Origin of the sequence: Salinicola sp. JS01, assembly GCF_030284585.1 — a bacterium.
Taxonomy (GTDB): domain Bacteria; phylum Pseudomonadota; class Gammaproteobacteria; order Pseudomonadales; family Halomonadaceae; genus Salinicola.
This window is the reverse complement of the sequence record NZ_CP127244.1, coordinates 2076558-2098143: the sequence shown is the minus strand read 5'-3', so window position 1 is coordinate 2098143 and position 21586 is coordinate 2076558. Positions and strand designations below refer to the sequence as shown.

Genomic DNA, 21586 nt, shown 5'->3' with positions numbered 1-21586 from the left:
ATTTTCGAACATCAATAGGCGGTATCTGCTTTCGCGGTGAAAATCGGCGCTGAGGGCGGGGGCATGAGTCGCTGACTCGCCGCTCGCCTCGGATGGCAGAAGCGCGGGACGCCGTGCCGCGGCGTCGGCGGTGAGCCTGGCCGTCCCGTGGTGGCGTCTCGAGATGGCGTCCAGCGGGGCGGAACAAGGCGGGCTAGCACAGCGGGGCTAAAGCAGGGGGCTAAAACGTGGGGCTAGAACAGGGGGCTAAAACAAGAGGGGCAGCGGATAGGCCGGTGCCGTGACGCCGCCCCGAACCGGGGGTGGGGCGGTGGGAGCAGAGCAGGCCGTGTGTCCGGCGCCGGCTCAATGCGCTGTGACTCAGTTCTCGCTGGCCTGGGCCGCCGCCGCTTCGCCGGCCACATGCAGTTCGACGCCGTGCTCGTGCATCAGGCGGACCAGGGTGTCCGGCGGCTGGCGGTCGGTGAAGAAGGCGTCGACCTGGCTCAGGTTGCCCTGGCGTACCACGGCGTTGCGCTGGAACTTGGAGTGGTCGGCGGCGAGGTAGACCTGGCGCGAGTTGCGGATGATCGCCTGGGCCACGCGCACTTCCTGATAGTCGAACTCCAGCAGCGAGCCGTCGCGGTCGATACCGCTGATGCCGATGATGCCGTAGTCGACCTTGAACTGATTGATGAAGTCGATCGTCGCCTCGCCGATGATGCCGCCATCGCGAGAGCGCACCTGGCCGCCGGCGACGATGACGTTGAAGTCGGTCTTGTGCTGGAGGATGGCGGCGACGTTGAGATTGTTGGTGATCACCTCGAGACCGCTGTGCTGGCACAGCGCCTCGGCGATGAACTCGTTGCTGGTACCGATGTTGATGAACAGGGAGGCCGAGTCGGGAATCTGGGTGACCAACAGCTCGGCAATGCGTCGCTTGGCCTCGAGATTGAGCGTCTTGCGCGTGTGGTAGGCGGTGTTGACGGTGCTCGATTCCAGCCCGGCGCCACCATGGACTCGGCGTACCGCGCCCTCTTCGGCGAGCTGGTTGAGATCCCGGCGAATGGTCTGCGGGGTGACGTTGAACTCCGTTGCCAGCTGCTCGATGGCGGCGTAGCCCTGACGTTTGACCAGGGCGATGATGGCTTCGTGGCGGTCCTGCTGGGTCATGTTGGGTCCTGGGGCGGCTGGCGACACGGTGACAACGCCGCGGGCACAGGCTCGAGCGCGGCGTTGTCCTGCCATGGCCGGCGAGCTGCGCGGCCGATGTTGTGATGCGAATATTATCAGAAGGTGCCGTTCACGCAGGCATAAAAGGGGCCCGAGACGGCTTCTACAGGGCCCTCCAGGGGTAGATCATGGTCTGGTATCTGTTCGCTTGGGGTGATTAAAGTCAGGGCAGACAACGGCTTGGCGAATTTTTTTACGCGCCAAGGGTTGCAATACTCTGCGGCATGGGTAGAATTCGCTTCCGTTGTCACGGCGAGGCAGGCCGGATGACATCGGTGCAAAGTCAGCTAAATCAGTTTGACGGCAGCACCACAGCGACATCAGCAGGACCGTAGCTCAGTTGGTTAGAGCGCCACGTTGACATCGTGGAGGTCAGCGGTTCAAATCCGCTCGGTCCTACCAGTCGCTTCAAAGTGCCCTCAGTTTGCAGGACCGTAGCTCAGTTGGTTAGAGCGCCACGTTGACATCGTGGAGGTCAGCGGTTCAAATCCGCTCGGTCCTACCATCTCGAAACCCCAGGCTCTTGGCCTGGGGTTTTTCGTTGGTATCGTCTGTCTGCCTTTTACTCTTCGTTGGCTTTCTCTAACCGTCTATTCGTCTCTTCGTCTTCACGCTTGTGGTGGCGCTTTTTGCTGCTGCTTGTGCTCTCCCCACGTCTGCGCGATCTGAGTCTTCCCTGCAGCATCGGCTATGTCATTTTTCGAAAAGGCGAGCTTTTCGGAAGCCAACAAAAATAGCGACTTTAGTCGTAATAAAAGGGTGGTTTCACTCTCGTCCAATGGTCGCTGATACTAAGGTTCAATATCGTAAAAGTCCTTTATAATCATGGTTTAAGAGATTATTTCTCGGGCGCGTCGGGCGCACCCTATGGCTTTTTCGAATGGGTGTTTTACGATGCTCGGAAAAGAAAACAAAGGGGTTCCCCGGCCGATGTCATTACAACTCGAAGACGTGACGTTGAAGGTGCGCGGCGAGACTTATATCGACGAGGCCAATCTGCAGCTCGACAGCGGCTCGTTCAACGTCCTGCTTGGCCATACCCTGGCCGGCAAGACCACCCTGATGCGCCTGATGGCGGGGCTGGATACGCCCAGCCGCGGGCGGGTATGGCTGGGCGGCCGCGACATGACCGATGTGCCGGTGCGCCAGCGCAACGTATCGATGGTGTATCAGCAATTCATAAATTATCCCACCCTGAGCGTGTTCGACAATATCGCCTCGCCGCTCAAGCAGGCCAAGGTGGCGCGGGCCGAGATCCAGCGCCGGGTCGAGGAGACCGCCCACATGCTGGGGATCGGCCATCTGCTCGGACGCTATCCGCAGGCGCTCTCCGGCGGCCAGCAGCAGCGCACGGCGATGGCGCGGGCGCTGGTCAAGGACGCCGACCTGGTGCTGTTCGACGAGCCGCTGGTCAACCTCGACTACAAACTGCGCGAGTCGCTGCGGGTGGAGATGCGCAAGCTGTTCGCGTCGCGCGACACCGTGGCGGTCTACGCCACCACCGAACCCGCCGAAGCGCTCGCGCTGGGTGGCACTACGGTGCTGCTCAACGAGGGGCGCATCGTCCAGAGCGGCCCCAGCGGTGAGGTCTATCGCCAGCCCCGCAACATGGAGGCGGCGAGCCTGTTCGGCGAGCCGCCGATCAACCTGCTGGCAGCCGAAGTCACCGCGGGGGAGTGTCGTATCGGCCGCCAGCGGCTGCCGCTGCCGACGGCCTGGCAGCATCTCAAGGAAGGGCACTATCGCCTTGGCGTGCGGCCGCACCACGTCTCCCTGGCGCCGGTGGCCACGGGGGAGACGCTGTGCCTGCCGGTACAGGTGCGGGTGGCCGAGATCGGCGGTTCCGAGACCTTCCTGCATATGACCCACGACGAGATCGATCTGGTCGCGCATCTGGGCGGTATCCACGAGCTGGCGGTGGATCAGGCGCTGGAGATTTATCTGCCGTGCGCCGAGATGTTCGTGTTCGAGCCGGGCGGGGAGCTGTTGCTCTCGCCGGTGTTCCCTGCCACTGCGGCGTGCGCCTGAGGAGACGATCATGGCAGAGATTCGCTTGGCCCAGCTGGCGCACAGCTATCAGGACAATCCGAGCGCGCCCGAGGATTACGCCCTGCGGCGGATGGAGCACGTGTGGGAGCAGGGCGGTGCCTATGCGCTGCTGGGGCCCTCCGGATGCGGCAAGAGCACGCTGCTCAACATCATGTCCGGGCTGCTGGCGCCGTCCGAGGGTGAGGTGCTGTTCGACGGCAAGGCGGTCAATGCGCTGAGCCCGCAGCAGCGCAACATTGCCCAGGTTTTTCAGTTTCCGGTGGTCTACGACACCATGACGGTGTTCGACAACCTGGCGTTCCCGCTGCGCAACCAGGGCAAGCCGAAGGCGACCGTGGAGGCGCGCGTGCGCGAGGTGGCGGCGGCGCTGGAGATCGAGCCGCTGCTGGCGCGCAAGGCGCGCAATCTCACCGCGGACGAGAAGCAGAAGGTGTCGATGGGGCGCGGGCTGGTGCGGGACGATGTCGCCGCGATCCTGTTCGACGAGCCGCTCACGGTGATCGATCCGCAGCTCAAGTGGCGCCTGCGCCGCAAGCTCAAGGAGATCCATCAGCGTTTCAACGTGACCATGGTCTACGTCACCCACGATCAGCTCGAGGCGGCCACTTTCGCCGACAAGATCGCGGTGATGTACGGCGGCCAGATCGTGCAGTTCGGCACCCCGCGCGAACTGTTCGAGACGCCGCGCCACACCTTCGTCGGCTACTTCATCGGTAGCCCCGGGATGAACCTGCTCGAGCTGGAGATCGTGGCGGGGCGGGCTCACTGCCACGGCATCGAGCTGGCGCTGCCAGAGGCCTGGCACGCGCGCCTGGCCGCGCAAGAGGGCGCGCGACTGCAGCTGGGCATCCGCCCGGAGTTCGTCGAGCTGGTGCCGGCTGACGAGGCGACCCTGACCGGGCGCGTCGATCTGATCCAGGACCAGGGCTCGTTCAAGATCATCGACGTGGCGCTCACCGCTGACCCGACCCAGCTCATCAAGGTGCGGGTCGACGAGTACACGAGCCTCGCCGAGGAGACGGTGGGGCTGCATCTGCCCGAGGCGTGGATGCGCTTCTACGCCAACGACCTGCTGCTGGAGATCTCCGATGAAGCCGTATAACAACAAGGCGTGGTGGCTGGTATTGCCGGTCTTCGTGCTGGTCGCCTTCAGCGCCATCATTCCGATGATGACGGTGGTCAACTACTCGGTGCAGGACATCTTCGACCCGAGCACGCGCTACTTCGTCGGCACCGAGTGGTATCGCGAGATCCTCAGCGACCCGCGCCTGCACGATTCGCTGGTGCGTCAGTTCATCTACTCCTTCTGCGTGCTGGCGATCGAGATACCGCTGGGCATCATCGTGGCGCTGTCGATGCCACGGCGCGGCCTCGGCGTCCCGGTCAGCCTGATTCTGCTGGCGTTGCCGCTGCTGGTGCCGTGGAACGTTGTGGGCACCATCTGGCAGATCATCGGGCGCGAGGACATCGGCCTCTACGGGTCGCTGCTCAACGGCCTGGGGATCGACTACAACTACGCCTCCAGCCCGCGGGATGCGTGGATCACCGTGCTGATCATGGATGTCTGGCACTGGACCTCGCTGGTGGCGCTGCTGTGCTACTCGGGGCTGCGCTCGATCCCCGACGTCTACTATCAGGCCGCGCGCATCGACCGCGCCTCGGCCTGGGCGGTGTTTCGCTACATCCAGCTGCCCAAGCTCAAGAACGTGCTGCTGATCGCGGTGATGCTGCGCTTCATGGACAGCTTCATGATCTATACCGAGCCTTTCGTGCTCACCGGCGGTGGGCCGGGCACGGCGACCACCTTCCTCAGCCAGACCCTGACCCAGATGGCGCTGGGGCAGTTCGATCTGGGCCGGGCAGCGGCGTTCTCGCTGATCTACTTCCTGATCATCCTGCTGGTGACCTGGGTGTTCTATACCGCCATGACCCATAACGACGACAAGGGGTGAGACGCCATGCACGTACGCAAGAGTCTGGTGATGCTGCTCTATCTGGTGTTCATCCTGGTGCCGATCTACTGGCTGATCAACATGTCGCTGAAGTCGAACCAGGAGATCCTGGGCGGGCTGACGCTGTGGCCGGTGGCGCCGACGCTGGACAACTATCGTGTCATCTTCACCGAGCCGAGCTGGTACACCAGCTATCTCAACTCGCTCACCTATGTGTCGATGAACATGGCGATCTCGCTGCTGGTGGCGCTGCCGGCGGCCTACGCCTTCTCGCGCTATCGCTTTCTCGGCGATAAGCACATGTTCTTCTGGCTGCTGACCAACCGCATGGCGCCGCCGGCGGTATTTCTGCTGCCGTTCTTCCAGCTCTACTCCGCGGTAGGGTTGTTCGACACCCCGATCGCGGTGGCGCTGGCCCACTGTCTGTTCAATGTACCGCTGGCGGTGTGGATTCTCGAGGGGTTCATGTCCGGGGTGCCCAAGGAGATCGACGAGACCGCCTATATCGATGGCTACAGCTTCCCGCGCTTCTTCGTCTTCATCTTCATTCCGATGATCCGTCCGGGGATCGGCGTGACGGCCTTCTTCTGCTTCATGTTTTCGTGGGTCGAGCTGCTGCTGGCACGCACCCTCACCTCGGTCGACGCCAAGCCGATCGTGGCGCAGATGACACGTACGGTCTCCGCCTCCGGGATCGACTGGGGCGTGCTGGCGGCCGCTGGCGTGGTCGCGCTGCTGCCGGGCATCGCGGTGATCTATTTCGTGCGTAACCACGTGGCCAAGGGCTTCGCCCTGGGGCGGGTGTGAGACATGGCATTCGATTCGATCCCTCGTGCTAGGAGGAAACGCTGATGAGCTGGATGGCCTGGACGCTGCCGACGGCGTCGTTCTTCGTGATCATCGCGCTGATGCTGGTGGGGATGTCGATCTGGCAGACGGTGTCGCCAGGACACCAGCGCAAGGGATTCCTGCCGATCTCCACCACCCGTGGCGATCGCCTGTTCATCGGTCTGCTGGCCGCCGCCTATGCCCATCTGCTGGCACTGGCGCTGACCGGCTGGCCGCTGTGGATCGTCACGCTGGTGTGCGTGGCGGGACTGATCGCACTGCTGAAATGGGGGTGAGACACCGCAAAACCGAGCTGGACGTCACCGGCGCACTCGCTGACGGAGTCACGCGCGGCCGTGGGTCGCCGCCTCCGTCAGGGCGCAGAACCACACAAAAACCGAGGTAACGCTATGTTCAGACAAGCCCACGCCAGCTATCGGCCGCTCACGCTCGGCCTGCTGAGCCTGATACTCGCCAGCGGTGCGGCCCAGGCCGACCAGTACCAGGATGCGGCCAAGCGCTGGCTGCAGGATGAATTCACCCCCTCGACCCTGAGCCCCGAGCAGCAGATGGCGGAGCTGCAGTGGTTCATCGACGCGGCCAAGCCGTTCCGCGGCATGCAGATCAACGTGGTATCGGAGACGCTGACCACCCACAAGTACGAGTCCGAGGTGCTGGCCAAGGCATTCAGCGAGATCACCGGGATTCAACTGCATCACGATCTACTGCAGGAAGGCGACGTGATCGAGAAGTTGCAGACCCAGATGCAGTCCGGGCGCAACATCTACGACGGCTATGTCAACGACTCTGATCTGATCGGGACCCACTCGCGCTACGGCAAGGTGGTCCCGATCTCCGACATGATCAAGGGCGATGCCGCCGCGGTGACCTCGCCGACGCTGGATCTCGACGATTTCATCGGGCTTTCGTTCACCACCGGCCCGGACGGCAAGATCTATCAGCTGCCCGACCAGCAGTTCGCCAACCTCTACTGGTTCCGCGCCGACTGGTTCGATAATCCCGATCTCAAGGCCAAGTTCAAGCAGAAGTACGGCTACGAACTCGGCGTGCCGGTCAACTGGTCGGCCTATGAGGACATCGCCAACTTCTTCACCAACGACGTCAAGGAGATCGACGGCAAACGCGTCTACGGCCACATGGACTACGGCAAGAAGGATCCGTCGCTGGGCTGGCGCTTCACCGATGCCTGGTTCTCGATGGCCGGCGAGGGCGACAAGGGCCTGCCCAACGGGCTGCCGGTCGACGAGTGGGGCATTCGGGTCGAGAACTGTCACCCGGTGGGGTCGAGCATGTCGCGGGGCGGCGGTACCAACAGCCCGGCGGCGGTCTTTGCCACCCAGAAGTACATCGACTGGCTGCACGCCTATGCGCCGCCGGAAGCGCAGGGCATGACCTTCTCCGAAGCCGGCCCGGTGCCCGCCCAGGGCAGCGTGGCGCAGCAGATCTTCTGGTACACCGCCTTCACCGCCGACATGACCAAGCCTGGGCTGCCGGTGGTCAACGCCGATGGCACGCCCAAGTGGCGTATGGCGCCGTCGCCGGTGGGGCCGTACTGGGAGAAGGGCATGAAGAAGGGCTACCAGGACGTGGGTTCTTGGACCTTCATGAAGTCGACCCCGGAGAAGAACCGTCTGGCCGCCTGGCTCTACGCTCAGTTCGTGACCTCCAAGACGGTCTCGCTGAAGAAGACGCTGGTGGGCCTGACCCCGATTCGCGAGTCCGACATCCAGTCCCAGGCGATGACCGACGCCGCGCCCAAGCTGGGCGGGCTGGTGGAGTTCTATCGTAGCCCGGCACGGCTGGAGTGGTCGCCGACCGGTACCAACGTGCCCGACTATCCGAAGCTGGCGCAGCTTTGGTGGCAGTACATCTCGCGCGCGGTCAGCGGCGAGACCAGCGTGCAGAACGCGCTCGATGGCCTGGCCGATGCCCAGGACCGGATCATGGAGCGTCTCGAACGCGCCAATGTTCAGCCGCAGTGCGGACCCAAGCTCAACGAGCCGCGTGATGCACAGTACTGGCTCGACCAGCCGGGCGCGCCCAAGCCCAAGCTCGAGAACGAGAAGCCGCAGGGCAAGACCGTTCCCTACGCCGAGATGGTCAAGTCGTGGCAGGAGAGTTGAGGCTGGAAAACGGTCGCTGACAACGACCAGCAGCGCTATCATGGCCCGCCCAACCCGGCGGGCCTTTTTGTACGTCTTGCCGCTGCCTTCCCTGGCCGGGTATCTGCAGCCGCGGGTTCGGCTTGTGCATGGAGCTTCAGTGAATGTGGGCTCTTCGCGCAGCACGTCCTGCGTCGATGCCGGCCCAAGAGGAGAGTCGTCGATGCGCTACCAGCCGCTGTTCGAACATGTTCACCGCCTGCCCAGCATTCCTGGTGTAGTCGCCGAGCTGATCGCCAGTCTCGACGACGATCGCGCCAGCATTCAGCAGGTGTCGGCCAATATCCGCAAGGATCCGGGGCTCAGTCTCAAGCTGCTGCGTGCGGCCAATTCGGTACGCTACGGGGTCGGGCGCAACGTCGCCTCGATCGACGATGCGATCCTGCTGCTGGGGTTCGAGCGCGTGCGCACGTTGGTGATCGCCTCGGGCATGGTCGGGGTGATCGAGCATGTACCGGGGCTGGATCGGCGCGCCTTCTGGAAGAGATCGTTCACGGTCGCCAATCTGGCCCGCGCGATCGTGCGCCACAGCCGGGTTGGCGGGCTGTCGCCGGAGACCGCTTTCACTTGTGGCATTCTGCATCACGTCGGCTCGGCGCTGATGCATATCGCTCATCCCGAGGTGATGGCGCGCATCGACTCGCTGGTGGCCCAGGGCGCACCGCGCGGCGAGCTGGAGTCGAGCCAGTTCGGCTACACCTTCAGTGAGGTGGGGGCGGAGCTGGGGCGGCGCTGGCGTTTTCCCGAGACCATCTGCCGCGCGCTGACCTATCAGAGCGCACCGCTGGAGGCCGAGCCGTTCTCGCCGTATGCCGCCGCGGTGCATCTGGCCATCGGTATCGATCGCGACGTCGCCAACGGCCAGCGCGAAGAGCATGCCCTGGGCGAGATGCCGCGGGACGTGCGCCGGCCGCTCGCCCTCGATCTGCTGGCGCTCTACGAAGAGAGCGTGTCGAGCCTGCGCGGCGATGACGAACTCGACGTGTTTCTGGGCAAGGCCTGAAGGCCGCCCCGGGCACCATCTCGGGCCTGTCAGGGGGCTCAGCCGTCCAGATCGCTCGCCTCGACGAAGACCCGGCACAGACTTTCGATACCGGCCTGATCCGCGGCGCTGAAGCGTGCCGCCTCGGGGCTATCGATATCGAGAACGCCCCATAGCCTATCCGCGACCACGATGGGAACTACCAGCTCCGAGCGCGAGGCGGCGTCGCAGGCGATATGGTCCGCTACGGCGTGGACATCGTCGACGCGCTGGGTGGTGCGCGAACGCGCCGCGGCGCCGCATACGCCGCGGCTGAAGGGGATCGGGTTGCACGCCGGCTGGCCCTGGAACGGTCCCAGCACCAGGGTTTCCGGCTGGCGCTGCAGGTAGAAGCCGACCCAGTTGAGCGCGTCGAGGGCGTGCATCAGGAAGGCGCTGGTCTGGGCGGCATTGGTGAGCCAGTCGCGGGTGTCGAGCAGGGCGTGCAGTTGGCGCGCCAGGCTGGCGTAGTCGGTATCGGTTCGAGAGGACATGGGCAAAAGCGCTCCTGGAAGTGGATGAAGGCGTCGGCGGGCCGGATGCGGCGCCCCAACGAAAGAACCAGCGCCGGGGCGCTGGTTCTCAGATGGCGTTCGCGGGGGTCATTTCCAACCGGGAACGGCACCGCCCTTGAACATGTCTTCGGCTTTCTGCTCGACCGCGTCGGACTGGTAGGCCTTGACCAGCTCCTGTACCGCCTTGTCATTCTGGTGGCCATCGCGCACCACGATCAGATTGACGTAGGGCGACTCTGCTCCCTCCTTGATCAGCGCGTCGTCCAGCGTCAGGCCGGCCGGCTGGGTGAAGGTCGAGTTGATGAACGCCATGTCGACGTCCGGCAGCACGCGCGGCATCTGCGCGGCCTCGATCTCCTTGAACGAGTAGTCGTGCGGGTTGTCGACGATATCGATCGGGGTGGCCTCGAGATTGCTCGGGTCGTCGAGTTTGATCAGCCCCTTGTTGTGCATGAGGATCAGCGCCCGGCCTTCGTTGGTGGGGTCGTTGGGCAGGGCGATGGTGGCACCGTCGGGCAGATCGTCGATGCTGTCGTACTTGGCCGAGTAGGCGCCGATCGGATAGACGAAGGTCTTGCCGGCGATGGCGAAGTCATAGCCGCGATCCTTCATCATCGCACGCAGGTAGGGCTCGTGCTGATAGGCGTTGGCATCCAGGCTGCCGTCGGCCAGCGCCGCGTTGGGCGTGACGTAGTCGGTGAACTCGACGATCTCGACGTCGAGGCCGTATTTCTCCTTGGCGACCTGCTTGGCGGCCTGCATGACATCGCTTTCCGGGCCGGCCATGGTGCCGACCTTGATGGTGTCGTCAGCCGCGTGAGCGGTACCGGTGATCAGCCCCAGGCCGAGAACGGTGGCGCCGAGCGCGCGCGTGAGTGAAATCGGCATTGACGAAACTCTCCCTGATCGATGAAGCGGATGGCGGCCGGCGGTCGACCGCGCGTGACCGAATCAATATAACGGAATAACCACTCTCTTGGTAATGCATTCTGGTTATGAAGGCTGATCAGAGCGTGGATCATGGGGCGTGGTCATGAGGCGTGATGAGGGGAGTCGGTCATGAGAACCGTCCCGGCGAGTGATCGCCCCGGCTGGCCGGAGCGATCACTCGCCGGGCTTACTTATGATCGCTCTTGCGCACCAGGTAGTCGCCCAGGCTCTGGAACAGCTGCACCATCACCACCAGCACCACCACGGTGATCAGCATCACGGTGGGGTTGAAGCGGTTGTAGCCGTAGCGGATACCGAGATCGCCGAGGCCGCCGCCGCCCACCGCGCCGGCCATGGCGGAGTAGCTGACCAGGGCGACCACGGTGATGGTGAGGCCGTTGATGATGCCGCCGCGGGCCTCCGGCAGCAGCACCTTGAGGATGATCTGCATCGGCGTGGCGCCCATCGACTGCGCCGCCTCGACCAGCCCCGGCGATACCTCGTTGAGTGCGCCCTCGACCAGGCGGGCGACGAACGGGATGGCGGCGATGGTCAGTGGCACGGCGGCGGCATTGGTGCCGATCGAGCTGCCCACGATCATCCGCGTGAAGGGAATGATCGCCACCAGCAGAATGATGAACGGGATCGAGCGGCCGACGTTGGTGATCACCCCGAGCAGGCCGTTGATCACCGGCTGAGCCAGGATCTGGCGTGGCCGGGTGACGTAGAGCAGCACCCCCAGCGGCACCCCGAGCAGGGCGGCGATCAGGCTGGAGACCGCCACCATGTAGAGCGTCTCCAGGGTGGATTGCCAGACGAGATCAATCAGTGCGCTGGACATGGCCGAGCACCTCCACATGCAAATCGAAGGATTCGAGCGTGGCGAGCGCCTGGCGTGTCTGCTCGGCACTGCCCATCAGTTCGGCGATCATCAGCCCCAGGGTGCGGCCCTGGATCGATTCCACCTTGGCCTGCAGGATACTGACGTCGATGCCGTGCTCACGCGCCAGCCGGGAGATCAGCGGGGTCGAGACGCTGTCGCCGGAGAAGGTCAGGCGTACCACTGGGTGGGTGTGCGCGCCGGCCTCGGATTCCAACCGCTCGACCAGCGCCTGGGGTGGCTCGAGTTCGAGAAAGTCGTTGAGGAACTCGCGCCCCAGTCGGGTCGCCGGGGCGGTGAAGAAATCGCCGACGTCGGCTTCCTCGACCAGGCGCCCGTCGGAGATCAGCCCGACCCGATGACAGATGCTCTTGACCACCTCCATCTCGTGAGTGATCAGCAGGATCGTCAGCCCCAGCTGCTGGTTGATCTCCTGCAGCAGCGACAGGATCGAGGTGGTGGTCTGCGGATCGAGGGCCGAGGTCGCCTCGTCACACAGCAGCACCTTGGGCCGGCTGGCGAGGGCGCGGGCGATCGCCACGCGCTGCTTCTGGCCGCCGGATAGCTCGGCCGGGTACTGGCGTGCCTTGTCGGCCAGCCCGGTGAGCTCGAGCAGCGGCATGACCCGCTCGCGGATCGCCCCGCGCGACTCGCGCATCAACTCCAGCGGCAGCGCCACGTTGTCGTAGACGCTGCGGTTGGTCAGCAGGTTGAAATGCTGGAAGATCATCCCGCACTGATGGCGCGCCTGGCGCAGCTGGGCCGGATTCAGCGCGGTCAGCTCCTGGCCGTCGACGAAGACGCGCCCGGCGCTGGGGCGCTCGAGCAGGTTGACGCAGCGGATCAGGGTCGATTTGCCGGCGCCCGAGAGCCCGATGACACCGTGGATGGTGCCCTTGGGCACGGTCAGATCGATATCCTCGAGTGCCTGCACCGCGCGGCCGCCGCTGCCGTAGGTCTTGGAAACCCGTTCAAGTGTGATCATGAAACGTATCGCTACCCTGGGGGCGTGCATATGAAGGCGTAAGACGCCGCAGGGCGTGGCGCGAGCGCGGCCCCGGCGTCGACGAAGCGCGCTAGTATACTGATCGGGGCAGGGCAGGGCGACAGTCGTGGGTTGGCCGCCAGGCGCGGATCACACCTGCTACGGCCGCGGCAGCAGGCCGCCGAGCACGATGCGCTGGACGTTGTCGACGCTGGCGGCGAAGAACGCCGGATCGCTGAGATCCTGGTCGGAGATGGCCTGAATCTGCACCGCGAAATCGGCGTAGTGCTGGGTGGTGCTCCACAGCAGATAGATGAGGTGATAGGGGTCGACCGGGGCGAGCTGGCCGCTGTCGATCCACTGCTGCACCGCGCGGGCCTTGTCGGCCATCAGGCTGCGCTGCTCGGCCAGCACCTTGCTCAGTAGCGGCGCACCCTGGATCACCTCCAGGCAGTAGAGACGCGACGCCTGCGGCTGATCGCGCGCGAGTTCCAGCTTCTGCTGGATATAGCGGCGGATGGCGATTTCCGGCGGCGTCTCGGCACAGATCAGATCCATCGGCACTTGCCAGCAGCTCAGGATACGCTCGAACACCGCCAGGTAGAGCGTCTCCTTGCTGGCGTAGTGGTAGAGCAGGTTGGTCTTGGAGACGCCGGCAAGCTCGGCGATGGCGTCGAGGCTGGCGCCATGCAGGCCGAACTGGGAAAACAGCGACAGCGCCGCGTCGAGGATCGTCTGGCGCCGTGCTTCGCTGGCACGCGCTCGCGCTGTGGCCGGTCGAGGAGAGCTGGTCATGGGCTGTAACGCTGACTCATGGCTATCGTTCATTACATTGGTCACAGCAGCAGGGCTGCACAGGCGTCACATCAGCGGAGCTTAGGGCGACCGGATGTGGCGGCGTGACGAGCCGTCTCTGCGCTGCCGGTCTCCCTTGGGGCTGGACCAGATCACGCGGGCGGTCGTGATCACGCGGGCGACCATGCATGCGGGCAACAATAGTAGGCAGGCCCCGCGATGGGCGTCAATGTCGCGCCTGCGCTCGCGTGCTACCCTACGCAGCGCTCTGGGCGGGTCTGGCAAGCGAGCTGCCGGGCTGGGGTTTTCCGCCCGACTGACTCTCGACTGCTGGCTCAAACGTGAAAAGGAGATCGCTGCGATGTTCACCGGGATCGTTCAGGATATGGGGACCGTGGTCGCCATCGAACCACGCGAGCAGTTGCACACGCACGTGGTGGCGATGTCGCCGGCGCTGCGTGAAGGGCTGGCGCTGGGCGCGTCGGTGGCCCATAACGGCTGCTGCCTGTCGGTCACCGCGATCGACGGCGAGCACGTCAGTTTCGATCTGATGCGCGAGACCCTGCGCCTGACCAATCTCGGCGCGCTCAAGGTCGGTGATCGGGTCAATCTGGAGCGTGCCGCGCGCTTCGGTGACGAGATCGGTGGCCATGCCATGTCCGGGCATATCATGGGTATGGCGCGGCTGACCGAGATCGACGAGGCGCCCAATAATCGCCGGCTGTGGTTCGCACTGCCGGCGGGGCTCGAGCGTTTCGTGTTCGACAAGGGGTATATCGGTATCGACGGTATCAGCCTGACCATCGGCGAGGTGCGCGGCGAACGCTTCTGCGTCAATCTGATCCCGGAGACGCTGGCGCGAACCACCATCGGTGAGCGCCTGCCCGGCGATCAGGTCAATATCGAGATCGACCCGCAGACCCAGGCGATCGTCGAGACGGTGGAGCGCGTGCTGGCCGCTCGGGGCTAGTTCGGCCACCTTGCGTTCATGGGGCGGCAGATGGGTCGCGTCGCTGCGGCGGCTTGGGTAACATAAGCGCCTTTGTGCCTCGTCTTCTGGCGTGTGCTGTGGTCAGCGCCAGAATGTCAGTACGAGAACGTCAGCACTAGGTTCTTTACGAAAAGTCAGCGAGCGAAGGCAAGACAAGGCAAAAATCGGCGAAAACGCGGAGTTTACGGGGTGTAAATGAGCATTTTGAGCCGATTTTTAACGCCGTATTGCCGAGCGCAGGTAGTTTTCGTACAAAACCTAGAGGGGCGGTGCCCGAGAGTCAGCCGCGCGGGTACCCTCACCAGGATGCGCCGATTCCGGCCAATGGAGTTTCTTTAGATGAGCAGTATCTACGGCGACTATATCAAGTCGGTCATCCGTACCGTGCCGGACTGGCCCCAGCCCGGCGTGAACTTTCGTGACATCACGCCGCTTCTGCAGAACAGCGCCGCCTTCCGCAAGCTGATCGACAGCTTCGTGCACCGCTATCAGGAACTCGAGGTCGATGCCATTGCCGCGGTCGACGCGCGCGGTTTCATCGTCGGTGCGCCACTGGCCTACGAGCTGGGCTGCAGCTTCGTGCCGGTGCGCAAGAAGGGCAAGCTGCCGTTCAAGACGATCAGCGAGACCTACTCACTGGAGTACGGTGAGTCCACCGTCGAGCTGCATTCGGATGCCTTCCGCGAGCATGATCGTATCGTGATCATCGACGATCTGATCGCCACCGGCGGCACCATGCTGGCCGCGGCGTCGCTGATCACCCGCAGCGGTGGGCATATCGTCGAACTGGCCTCGATTCTCGATCTGCCCGAGCTGGGCGGTTCGGCCAAGATTCGCGAGGCAGGGTACAGCGTCTTCTCCGTGTGCAGCTTCAACGAAGACGAGTGATTCACGCCGCCGCCGATCACCGGCGGCGGCGCCATCATCGGGTGGAAAAAGAGCATGAGCGCCAATCGTTATCATCAGCTGTTCACGATCTCCTGGGATCAACTCCACCGGGACGTGCGCACGCTCTGCCACCATCTGGTCGAGCGTGACTTCAAGGGCATCGTCGCGATCACTCGTGGCGGGCTGATTCCCGCTGCCCTGATCGCGCGCGAGCTCAACGTGCGCCTGATCGACACGGTATGCATCAAGAGCTACGACGAGCAATCCCAGGGCGAACTCGACGTGATGAAAGGGGTCGAGCACGACGGAGAAGGCTGGCTATTGGTGGATGACCTGGTCGACACCGGCAAGACCGCGCGGGCGGTACGCGAGATGCTGCCCAAGGCGCATTTCGTCACGATCTATGCCAAGCCGGAAGGGCGGCCGCTGGTCGATCAGTATCTCACCGAGGTGGCGCAGGACTGCTGGATCCAGTTCCCCTGGGACCTGGGTCACGCCTACGTCGAGCCGCTGGTCGATCAGGTGCGCACGCCCAAGCCGTGAGCGCGGCGTTTGCCAGTGGCACTAGCTTCCACCGTTTTCCTTTAGGCTTTTCATTACGCCTTCCATTAGCCCACGGAGACACCGGCATGCCTGCGAAAACGCCGCTGCCCGACAGCTGGAACGCCCAGTTGGGGGCGGAGTTCGACGCTGACTACATGCACCAGCTGCGCGCCTTTCTGGCGGCCGAGAAGGCGGCGCACAAGGTGATCTACCCGCACTCCTCGCACTGGTTCCGCGCCTTCGAGCTGACCCCGCTGTCGCAGGTCAAGGTGGTGATCCTGGGCCAGGACCCCTACCACGGCCCCAACCAGGCTCACGGCCTGTGCTTCTCGGTGCGTCCGGGCGTGCCCACGCCGCCGTCGCTGCAGAACATCTACAAGGAGTTGGCCCAGGACGTCGGCACCACGGCGGTTTCCCACGGCTTTCTCGAGCACTGGGCGCGCCAGGGCGTGCTGCTGCTCAACAGCGTTCTCACGGTGGAGCAGGGCAACGCCGGCTCCCACCGCAACCGTGGCTGGGAGCGCTTCACCGACCGTGCCATCCAGGTGGTCAACGAGCAGTGCGAGGGCGTGGTCTTCCTGCTCTGGGGCAGCTACGCCCAGAAGAAGGCCAGTTTCGTCGACCGCCAGCGCCATCTGGTGCTGCATTCGGTGCATCCGTCGCCGCTCTCCGCCCACCGCGGTTTCTTCGGTCAGCGCCACTTCTCCCAGGCCAATGCCTTCCTCGCCGCCCGCGGGCGCGACCCCATCGATTGGCAGCTGCCGACGACACCCGAGTGAGCGGCGGCGCTGGCTCAGGCCGGCGACGCGGATGATCCTCGCGGCGGACGCATGAGTTCGCGTCGCCGCGGGGTGGGCTTGTCGCGTACAATGGGTGGGTTTTTCAATGCTGACGAAGGCGCCTATTCATGAGTGTTCATCCCATCGCCCATCCGCTGGTTCAACATAAGCTCGGACTGATGCGGGCTGCCGATATCAGCACCAAGAGTTTTCGCGAACTGGCCTGCGAAGTGGCCAAGCTGCTGACCTACGAAGCGACCCAGAATCTGGAGCTGGAGCCGGCGACCATCGAGGGCTGGAACGGCGAGCCGATTGCGGTCGAGCAGATCAAGGGCAAGAAAGTCACCATCGTGCCCATTCTGCGCGCCGGTCTGGGCATGCTCGACGGCGTCACCGATCTCATCCCCAGTGCGCGCATCAGCGTGGTCGGTCTCTACCGCAATGAAGAGACCCTCGAGCCGGTGCCCTATTTCGAAAAGTTCGTGAGCGCCCTCGACGAACGCCTGGCAATCGTCATCGACCCCATGCTCGCCACCGGCGGCTCCATGGTAGCGACGCTGGACATGCTCAAGGCGCGTGGCTGCCAGCAGATCAAGGTGATCGTGCTGGTGGCGGCGCCGGAGGGTATCGAGCGCGTTCAACAGGCGCATCCCGAGGTCGAGATCTACACCGCGGCGGTCGACCAGAAGCTCGACGAGCACGGCTATATCGTGCCCGGGCTGGGTGATGCCGGCGACAAGATCTTCGGCACCCGGTGATCGCGACCGCCGAGATCACCGGCGTGGTGCTGGCCGGTGGTCGCGGACAGCGCATGGGCGGTGAGGACAAGGGTTGGGTGGAGCTCGCCCGGCGCCCGCTGATCGAGCATGTGCTGGCGCGCCTGCGGCCGCAGGTCGGCGCACTGGTGATCAGTGCCAACCGCCATCTGTCACGCTACCGTGGCTTTGGCGTGCCGGTGGTCGAGGATGGCACCCCTGGTTTCCCCGGCCCGCTGGCCGGCGCGTACGCTGCCATGCGTGTCGCCACCACGCCCTGGCTGTTGCTGGCGCCGGTGGATACGCCCTGGTTGCCGCTCGATCTCTGCCAGCGGCTGGCGCAGGTGGCGGCGCAGGCCGATATCGTCGTGGTGCATGACGGTGAACGGCTGCAACCGTTGACGGCGCTGGTGCGTACCTCCCTCGAGGCGGATCTGGCACGCTGGCTGGAAAGCGGTGCGGGGCGAGTGCTCGACTTCTACCAGCGCCATCGCTGGTGTCAGGTCGACTTCGCCGACCGCCGTGCCAGTTTTGCCAATCTCAATACCCCGCAGGAGCGCGAGCGCGCCGAACGCTCACTCGGGGTGGAGGCGATGTCGAGAGAGAGGGGCGAAAGATGAGGGCGAGAGATGAGTGAGTCGCTTGCCGCCTGCGCCGGCGGAATTCCGCTGCTCGGCGTGGTGGCCTGGAGCGGTACCGGCAAGACCACGCTGCTCGAGGCGTTGCTGCCGCGGCTGGCCGAGCATGGCTGGCCGGCGGCGGTGATCAAGCACGCCCACCACGCCTTCGACATCGATCAGCCCGGCAAGGATAGTCACCGCCTGCGCCAGGCCGGTGCGATGCCCATGCTGGTGGCCTCCGGCAAGCGCTTTGCGCTGATGATGGAGACGCCAGGGCGTGACGAGCCGGACCTGCCCGCCCTGGTGCGCCAGGTGGCTGCCTTGCGTCCGGCGCTGATTCTGGTCGAGGGGTTCAAGCAGTGGCCGCTGCCCAAGCTCGAACTCTATCGAGGCGAGCACGAGGAGCCATTGCTGGCCAGTGATGACCCTTGGGTCGAGGCGGTGGCGCTCAAGCCGGCCAGTACCATCGATGCGGCTCGTGAGCGCGTGCCGTCGGGGGTGGCGCTGCTCGATCTAGACGATCATGCGGCCATACTGGCATGGATCCTTGCCTGGGCCGAGGCCCGCGCGCCGCGAGACGCCTCTTCGGACTAGCCAGCGTCCAAGGCGCGGGTTCCCGATCCGATCGCGAGGTGTGCTGCAAGGACCCGAGGCGCGGGCGTAACGCCGGTAAATTAACTATGCTGAGAGTTTAGGCGTAAGACTTTGAAAGCGAGGCGAATCCTGTCATGACCTTGACGCATCTCAACGCCCGTGGCGAGGCGCACATGGTCGACGTGGCCGATAAGCCGGAGAGCCGGCGAGAGGCGCGGGCGCGGGGCCGCATCCGTATGCAGCCGGCCACGCTGGCGCTGCTGGCCGAGGGCGGCCTGCCCAAGGGCGACGTGCTGGCCACGGCGCGTATCGCCGGCATCCAGGCGGCCAAGCGAACGCATGAGCTGATTCCACTGTGCCACGCGCTGGCGCTATCGAAGGTGACGCTCGATTTCGAGCTCGACAGCACCCAGAACTGCGTCTGGGTCGAGGCTTTTTGCCGCCTCAATGGCCGCACCGGGGTCGAGATGGAGGCGCTCACTGCGGTATCGGTGGCGTGTCTGACGCTCTACGACATGTGCAAGGCGGTGGATAAGGCGATGATCATCGATAGCGTGCAGCTCGAGGAGAAGCGCGGCGGACGCTCCGGTGACTTCTCGCGCCAGGCCACAGAGGCGCGGCAAGCGGTGCCGGCCGATGCGCGTCCGATGGCACCCGACAACGGTCCAGCGCACGACGAGACACCGGTCGTGTCGGTGCGCTTCCTCGCCGAGTTGCGCGAGCGCCTGGGGGAAGAGCAGACGGAGCTCGATCCGTCGCAGTTGGCGGCAGCCGACATCGCAGGGGTCAAGCGCGCGTTGATGGCGGTCGACCCGCGCTATGCGCTGCTCGCAGAAGGCCGGGTGCTGGCGGCGCGCAATCAGGTCATGGCCACCGATGCCACGCCGGTGGCGCCGGGGGACGAGATCGCCTTCTTTCCGCCGGTGACCGGCGGCTAGCGAGATGATCCAGAATGGCGAACAGCCCGGGGAGCAAGGTATGCAGATCGATATTCGCGTGCAGCAGGCAGCGTTCGATGCCGCCGCCATGCAGCAGCGCCTGACCGCCGGGCGCCGTGATATCGGCGCGCTGGTGAGCTTCACCGGTCTGGTTCGCGACATCAACGAGCGCCCCGATGTCGAAGCGCTGACCCTCGAACACTTCCCGGGCATGACCGAGCAGGCGCTCGAGTCCATCGTCCGCGATGCCGGGGCGCGCTGGCCGCTCACGGGGGTCGGCGTGGTCCACCGGGTCGGTCGGCTGACGCCAGGGGATCCGATCGTGCTGGTGATGGTGACCAGCGCGCATCGGCGGGCGGCCTTCGAGGCCTGCGACTTCATCATGGATCGATTGAAGACGCGGGCGCCGTTCTGGAAGAAAGAGCACACGGCCAGTGGCGACTACTGGGTTTCTGAACGACAGAGCGACCATGACGATGCCGGTCGTTGGGAGCGAGCATGACAGCACTGATCGACGACTTCTCGCGCCGGGTACGCTACGTGCGCATCTCGGTCACCGATCGCTGCGATTTCCGCTGCGTCTATTGCATGAGCGAGGAGATGACCTTTTTGCCGCGGGCCCAGGTGCTCACCCTGGAGGAGCTCGAGCAGGTGGCGCGCGCGTTCACCGAGCTGGGCGTGGAGAAAATTCGTCTGACCGGCGGTGAGCCGCTGGTGCGTCAGGGTGTCGACGGCCTCGTCGAGCGGATCGGCGGGCTGTCTGGCCTGCGTGAACTGGCCATGACCACCAACGGTGCCAGCCTGCGCAAGCACGCCGTGGCGCTCAAGCGCGGCGGTCTGTCGCGGCTCAACATTAGCCTCGACTCTCTCGATCCCGAGCGTTTTCGTCGTCTCACCCGTACCGGCGATCTGGCCAAGGTGATCGACGGTATTCACGCCGCTCAGGATGCCGGCTTCGAGCGTATCAAGCTCAACGCGGTGGTTCTCAAGGGGCGTAACGACGACGAGATTCTCGACCTGGTCGACTTCGCCAGGGCGGAAGGGTTGGATATCAGCTTTATCGAAGAGATGCCGCTGGGGGATGTCTCCGATCACTCGCGCGGGGAGACCTTTTATTCCAGCGACGCTGTCCAGGCGCGGATCGAAACCCGGCATGCGCTGCTGCCTTCTGCCGAATCTTCGCTCGGTCCCTCGCGCTATTTTCGCATGCACGACAGCGACAGCCGAATCGGTTTCATCTCGCCCCATAGCCACAACTTCTGCAGCACCTGTAATCGTGTTCGGGTCACCGTGGAGGGGCGCTTGTTGCTCTGTCTGGGCAACGAGCACTCGGTCGATTTGCGCCACACGCTGCGCCGCTATCCCGGTGAACTCGAACCGTTGAAGGAGCAGATCGTGGCGGCCATGGCGCTCAAGCCGGAGCGACATCACTTCACTACCGATGGCGATGTGCAGGTCGTGAGGTTCATGAATATGACGGGTGGCTAATCGACTTCGCCACCCGGCACGAGTGTCGCCGATTATTAAAAGGTCTGCACTTTGTGCGGGCCTTTTTTTGATTTAAATCCTTGCCAAACTATGCCTCGGGAATATACTTTCTGAAAATGATTCGGCGCAAAGCCGGTAATGCGCATGGTAAGGAGGGACGATGTCCACGGAATCTTTGGAACGTATCGCGCGCAATAAAAATGTGGCGCGCGCCGCTGCTCGCCAGTTGAGCATGGAGCAACTGCACAAGTTGTCCGAAGTCATCAATGAAGTGATCGAGCAAAAACAGCATGAAGATCACCAGCGCCAGCAAGAAGAAGCCGACAAGCAGCGCAAGCTTGCCGAGATTCGTGAAGCGATGAACGATGCCGGGCTGTCGATGGACGACCTGGTCGGTGAACAGCCGCGTAAACGGCGTGGACGTCCGCCCAAGAACGCCAGCAAAGTCTGAGCGCTCAAGGGGCGATATCAGCCGATGCCAACGGGTGAGGGTGGCCGCTCGTGGCGTCGGAACGGGACGGTACGATCCGGGATGGGCCGTGACGAGCCGTAGCGAGATCGGGTCGATATCGTCGTGGCTTTGGCGCTCGGCGCCGCGGCGGGTGACAGATCTCCCGCGACTGAATCCCGGTCGGTGATG

Annotated in this window: 24 protein-coding genes and 2 tRNA genes; 20 read left to right on the top strand and 6 right to left on the bottom strand. The window is 64.3% G+C overall.

The features are described from left to right. Positions 1-360 precede the first annotated feature (360 nt). Positions 361-1152: a DeoR/GlpR family transcriptional regulator gene (locus tag QO259_RS09535; RefSeq protein ID WP_207035986.1), complete on the bottom strand. Its 792-nt coding sequence runs from the start codon at positions 1150-1152 to the stop codon at positions 361-363. Between the two features lie 385 nt (positions 1153-1537). Between QO259_RS09535 and QO259_RS09530 the strand changes: the two genes are divergently transcribed. The 9 genes from QO259_RS09530 (at position 1538) to QO259_RS09490 (ending at position 9227) form a co-directional block, all read left to right on the top strand. Continuing rightward, positions 1538-1614 (top strand) — tRNA-Val (locus tag QO259_RS09530). A 26-nt stretch (positions 1615-1640) separates the two neighbouring features. Further along, positions 1641-1717, top strand: a tRNA-Val gene (locus QO259_RS09525). A gap of 425 nt (positions 1718-2142) precedes the next feature. Further along, positions 2143-3240 carry an ABC transporter ATP-binding protein gene (locus QO259_RS09520; protein ID WP_285952614.1) on the top strand — a complete coding sequence of 366 codons (1098 nt, stop codon included), beginning with the start codon at positions 2143-2145 and terminating at the stop codon, positions 3238-3240. 10 nt (positions 3241-3250) lie between these two features. Continuing rightward, positions 3251-4363 (top strand): ABC transporter ATP-binding protein, encoded by a 1113-nt coding sequence (locus QO259_RS09515; protein ID WP_285952613.1) that lies wholly within the window; start codon positions 3251-3253, stop codon positions 4361-4363. Continuing rightward, positions 4350-5213 carry a carbohydrate ABC transporter permease gene (locus QO259_RS09510; RefSeq protein WP_035471596.1) on the top strand — a complete coding sequence of 288 codons (864 nt, stop codon included), beginning with the start codon at positions 4350-4352 and terminating at the stop codon, positions 5211-5213. The genes QO259_RS09515 and QO259_RS09510 overlap by 14 nt, the downstream gene beginning before the upstream one ends. 6 nt (positions 5214-5219) lie before the next feature. Continuing rightward, on the top strand, positions 5220-6020 hold the full coding sequence (locus QO259_RS09505) for a carbohydrate ABC transporter permease (protein WP_035471598.1): 801 nt from the start codon (positions 5220-5222) through the stop codon (positions 6018-6020). 44 nt (positions 6021-6064) lie between these two features. After that, entirely contained in the window at positions 6065-6337 is a 273-nt protein-coding gene (locus tag QO259_RS09500) for a DUF2160 domain-containing protein (RefSeq protein ID WP_035471599.1), read from the top strand. Positions 6338-6451: 114 nt separating this feature from the next. Next, positions 6452-8185: an ABC transporter substrate-binding protein gene (locus tag QO259_RS09495; RefSeq protein WP_207035977.1), complete on the top strand. Its 1734-nt coding sequence runs from the start codon at positions 6452-6454 to the stop codon at positions 8183-8185. 202 nt (positions 8186-8387) lie between these two features. Further along, the gene (locus QO259_RS09490) at positions 8388-9227 is read left to right on the top strand and encodes an HDOD domain-containing protein (RefSeq protein WP_285952612.1); all 840 of its coding nucleotides are present in this window, start codon (positions 8388-8390) and stop codon (positions 9225-9227) included. A gap of 38 nt (positions 9228-9265) precedes the next feature. On the opposite strand, the gene msrC is transcribed toward QO259_RS09490, so the two are convergent. The 5 genes from msrC to rutR form a co-directional block, all read right to left on the bottom strand. Next, positions 9266-9739: a free L-methionine (R)-S-oxide reductase MsrC gene (gene msrC, locus QO259_RS09485; RefSeq protein ID WP_285952611.1), complete on the bottom strand. Its 474-nt coding sequence runs from the start codon at positions 9737-9739 to the stop codon at positions 9266-9268. Between the two features lie 108 nt (positions 9740-9847). Beyond that, the gene (locus tag QO259_RS09480; protein ID WP_285952610.1) at positions 9848-10648 is read right to left on the bottom strand and encodes a MetQ/NlpA family ABC transporter substrate-binding protein; all 801 of its coding nucleotides are present in this window, start codon (positions 10646-10648) and stop codon (positions 9848-9850) included. 229 nt (positions 10649-10877) lie between these two features. After that, positions 10878-11531, bottom strand: coding sequence for a methionine ABC transporter permease (locus tag QO259_RS09475; RefSeq protein ID WP_035471609.1), 654 nt, complete (start codon positions 11529-11531; stop codon positions 10878-10880). Further along, a complete protein-coding gene (locus tag QO259_RS09470; protein WP_207035973.1) occupies positions 11512-12555 on the bottom strand; it encodes a methionine ABC transporter ATP-binding protein in 1044 nt (347 codons plus the stop codon). The genes QO259_RS09475 and QO259_RS09470 overlap by 20 nt, the downstream gene beginning before the upstream one ends. A 159-nt stretch (positions 12556-12714) precedes the next feature. Then, positions 12715-13350, bottom strand: coding sequence for an HTH-type transcriptional regulator RutR (gene rutR, locus QO259_RS09465; protein ID WP_285952609.1), 636 nt, complete (start codon positions 13348-13350; stop codon positions 12715-12717). 361 nt (positions 13351-13711) lie between these two features. On the opposite strand from rutR, the gene QO259_RS09460 reads away from it, so the two are divergent. The 11 genes from QO259_RS09460 (at position 13712) to QO259_RS09410 (ending at position 21397) form a co-directional block, all read left to right on the top strand. Further along, the gene (locus tag QO259_RS09460; protein WP_035471615.1) at positions 13712-14320 is read left to right on the top strand and encodes a riboflavin synthase; all 609 of its coding nucleotides are present in this window, start codon (positions 13712-13714) and stop codon (positions 14318-14320) included. A 360-nt stretch (positions 14321-14680) separates the two neighbouring features. Continuing rightward, on the top strand, positions 14681-15229 hold the full coding sequence (locus tag QO259_RS09455; protein WP_035471617.1) for an adenine phosphoribosyltransferase: 549 nt from the start codon (positions 14681-14683) through the stop codon (positions 15227-15229). A gap of 54 nt (positions 15230-15283) precedes the next feature. Further along, entirely contained in the window at positions 15284-15772 is a 489-nt protein-coding gene (gpt, locus tag QO259_RS09450; RefSeq protein WP_207035968.1) for a xanthine phosphoribosyltransferase, read from the top strand. 86 nt (positions 15773-15858) lie between these two features. Continuing rightward, positions 15859-16551: a uracil-DNA glycosylase gene (ung, locus tag QO259_RS09445; RefSeq protein WP_233076439.1), complete on the top strand. Its 693-nt coding sequence runs from the start codon at positions 15859-15861 to the stop codon at positions 16549-16551. 128 nt (positions 16552-16679) lie between these two features. Beyond that, positions 16680-17309: a uracil phosphoribosyltransferase gene (gene upp, locus QO259_RS09440; protein ID WP_035471623.1), complete on the top strand. Its 630-nt coding sequence runs from the start codon at positions 16680-16682 to the stop codon at positions 17307-17309. Beyond that, on the top strand, positions 17306-17926 hold the full coding sequence (gene mobA, locus QO259_RS09435) for a molybdenum cofactor guanylyltransferase MobA (protein WP_285952608.1): 621 nt from the start codon (positions 17306-17308) through the stop codon (positions 17924-17926). The genes upp and mobA overlap by 4 nt, the downstream gene beginning before the upstream one ends. Before the next feature lie 9 nt (positions 17927-17935). Next, complete coding sequence (gene mobB / locus QO259_RS09430) at positions 17936-18520, top strand: molybdopterin-guanine dinucleotide biosynthesis protein B (RefSeq protein WP_285952607.1); 585 nt, start codon at positions 17936-17938, stop codon at positions 18518-18520. Positions 18521-18654: 134 nt separating this feature from the next. Then, entirely contained in the window at positions 18655-19458 is an 804-nt protein-coding gene (moaC, locus tag QO259_RS09425; RefSeq protein ID WP_285952606.1) for a cyclic pyranopterin monophosphate synthase MoaC, read from the top strand. Between the two features lie 40 nt (positions 19459-19498). Then, on the top strand, positions 19499-19960 hold the full coding sequence (moaE, locus tag QO259_RS09420; RefSeq protein WP_285952605.1) for a molybdopterin synthase catalytic subunit MoaE: 462 nt from the start codon (positions 19499-19501) through the stop codon (positions 19958-19960). After that, entirely contained in the window at positions 19957-20946 is a 990-nt protein-coding gene (moaA, locus tag QO259_RS09415) for a GTP 3',8-cyclase MoaA (protein ID WP_285952604.1), read from the top strand. Before moaE ends, moaA begins: the two co-directional genes overlap by 4 nt. A gap of 160 nt (positions 20947-21106) precedes the next feature. Then, a complete protein-coding gene (locus tag QO259_RS09410) occupies positions 21107-21397 on the top strand; it encodes an H-NS family histone-like protein (protein ID WP_110677473.1) in 291 nt (96 codons plus the stop codon). Positions 21398-21586 lie beyond the last annotated feature (189 nt).

Excerpts from the sequence above, each read along its gene's own strand:
- QO259_RS09520 (WP_285952614.1), top strand. The coding sequence starts at position 2,143 with ATGTCATTACAACTCGAAGACGTGACGTTGAAGGTGCGCGGCGAGACT.
- QO259_RS09495 (WP_207035977.1), top strand. The coding sequence starts at position 6,452 with ATGTTCAGACAAGCCCACGCCAGCTATCGGCCGCTCACGCTCGGCCTG.
- QO259_RS09515 (WP_285952613.1), top strand. The coding sequence starts at position 3,251 with ATGGCAGAGATTCGCTTGGCCCAGCTGGCGCACAGCTATCAGGACAAT.
- QO259_RS09470 (WP_207035973.1), bottom strand. The coding sequence starts at position 12,555 with ATGATCACACTTGAACGGGTTTCCAAGACCTACGGCAGCGGCGGCCGC.
- QO259_RS09410 (WP_110677473.1), top strand. The coding sequence starts at position 21,107 with ATGTCCACGGAATCTTTGGAACGTATCGCGCGCAATAAAAATGTGGCG.
- moaE (WP_285952605.1), top strand. The coding sequence starts at position 19,499 with ATGCAGATCGATATTCGCGTGCAGCAGGCAGCGTTCGATGCCGCCGCC.
- gpt (WP_207035968.1), top strand. The coding sequence starts at position 15,284 with ATGAGCGCCAATCGTTATCATCAGCTGTTCACGATCTCCTGGGATCAA.
- mobB (WP_285952607.1), top strand. The coding sequence starts at position 17,936 with ATGAGTGAGTCGCTTGCCGCCTGCGCCGGCGGAATTCCGCTGCTCGGC.
- QO259_RS09475 (WP_035471609.1), bottom strand. The coding sequence starts at position 11,531 with ATGTCCAGCGCACTGATTGATCTCGTCTGGCAATCCACCCTGGAGACG.
- upp (WP_035471623.1), top strand. The coding sequence starts at position 16,680 with ATGAGTGTTCATCCCATCGCCCATCCGCTGGTTCAACATAAGCTCGGA.
- QO259_RS09490 (WP_285952612.1), top strand. The coding sequence starts at position 8,388 with ATGCGCTACCAGCCGCTGTTCGAACATGTTCACCGCCTGCCCAGCATT.
- ung (WP_233076439.1), top strand. The coding sequence starts at position 15,859 with ATGCCTGCGAAAACGCCGCTGCCCGACAGCTGGAACGCCCAGTTGGGG.
- QO259_RS09505 (WP_035471598.1), top strand. The coding sequence starts at position 5,220 with ATGCACGTACGCAAGAGTCTGGTGATGCTGCTCTATCTGGTGTTCATC.
- rutR (WP_285952609.1), bottom strand. The coding sequence starts at position 13,350 with ATGACCAGCTCTCCTCGACCGGCCACAGCGCGAGCGCGTGCCAGCGAA.
- moaC (WP_285952606.1), top strand. The coding sequence starts at position 18,655 with ATGACCTTGACGCATCTCAACGCCCGTGGCGAGGCGCACATGGTCGAC.
- QO259_RS09455 (WP_035471617.1), top strand. The coding sequence starts at position 14,681 with ATGAGCAGTATCTACGGCGACTATATCAAGTCGGTCATCCGTACCGTG.
- QO259_RS09510 (WP_035471596.1), top strand. The coding sequence starts at position 4,350 with ATGAAGCCGTATAACAACAAGGCGTGGTGGCTGGTATTGCCGGTCTTC.
- msrC (WP_285952611.1), bottom strand. The coding sequence starts at position 9,739 with ATGTCCTCTCGAACCGATACCGACTACGCCAGCCTGGCGCGCCAACTG.
- QO259_RS09460 (WP_035471615.1), top strand. The coding sequence starts at position 13,712 with ATGTTCACCGGGATCGTTCAGGATATGGGGACCGTGGTCGCCATCGAA.
- QO259_RS09500 (WP_035471599.1), top strand. The coding sequence starts at position 6,065 with ATGAGCTGGATGGCCTGGACGCTGCCGACGGCGTCGTTCTTCGTGATC.
- QO259_RS09535 (WP_207035986.1), bottom strand. The coding sequence starts at position 1,152 with ATGACCCAGCAGGACCGCCACGAAGCCATCATCGCCCTGGTCAAACGT.
- QO259_RS09480 (WP_285952610.1), bottom strand. The coding sequence starts at position 10,648 with ATGCCGATTTCACTCACGCGCGCGCTCGGCGCCACCGTTCTCGGCCTG.
- moaA (WP_285952604.1), top strand. The coding sequence starts at position 19,957 with ATGACAGCACTGATCGACGACTTCTCGCGCCGGGTACGCTACGTGCGC.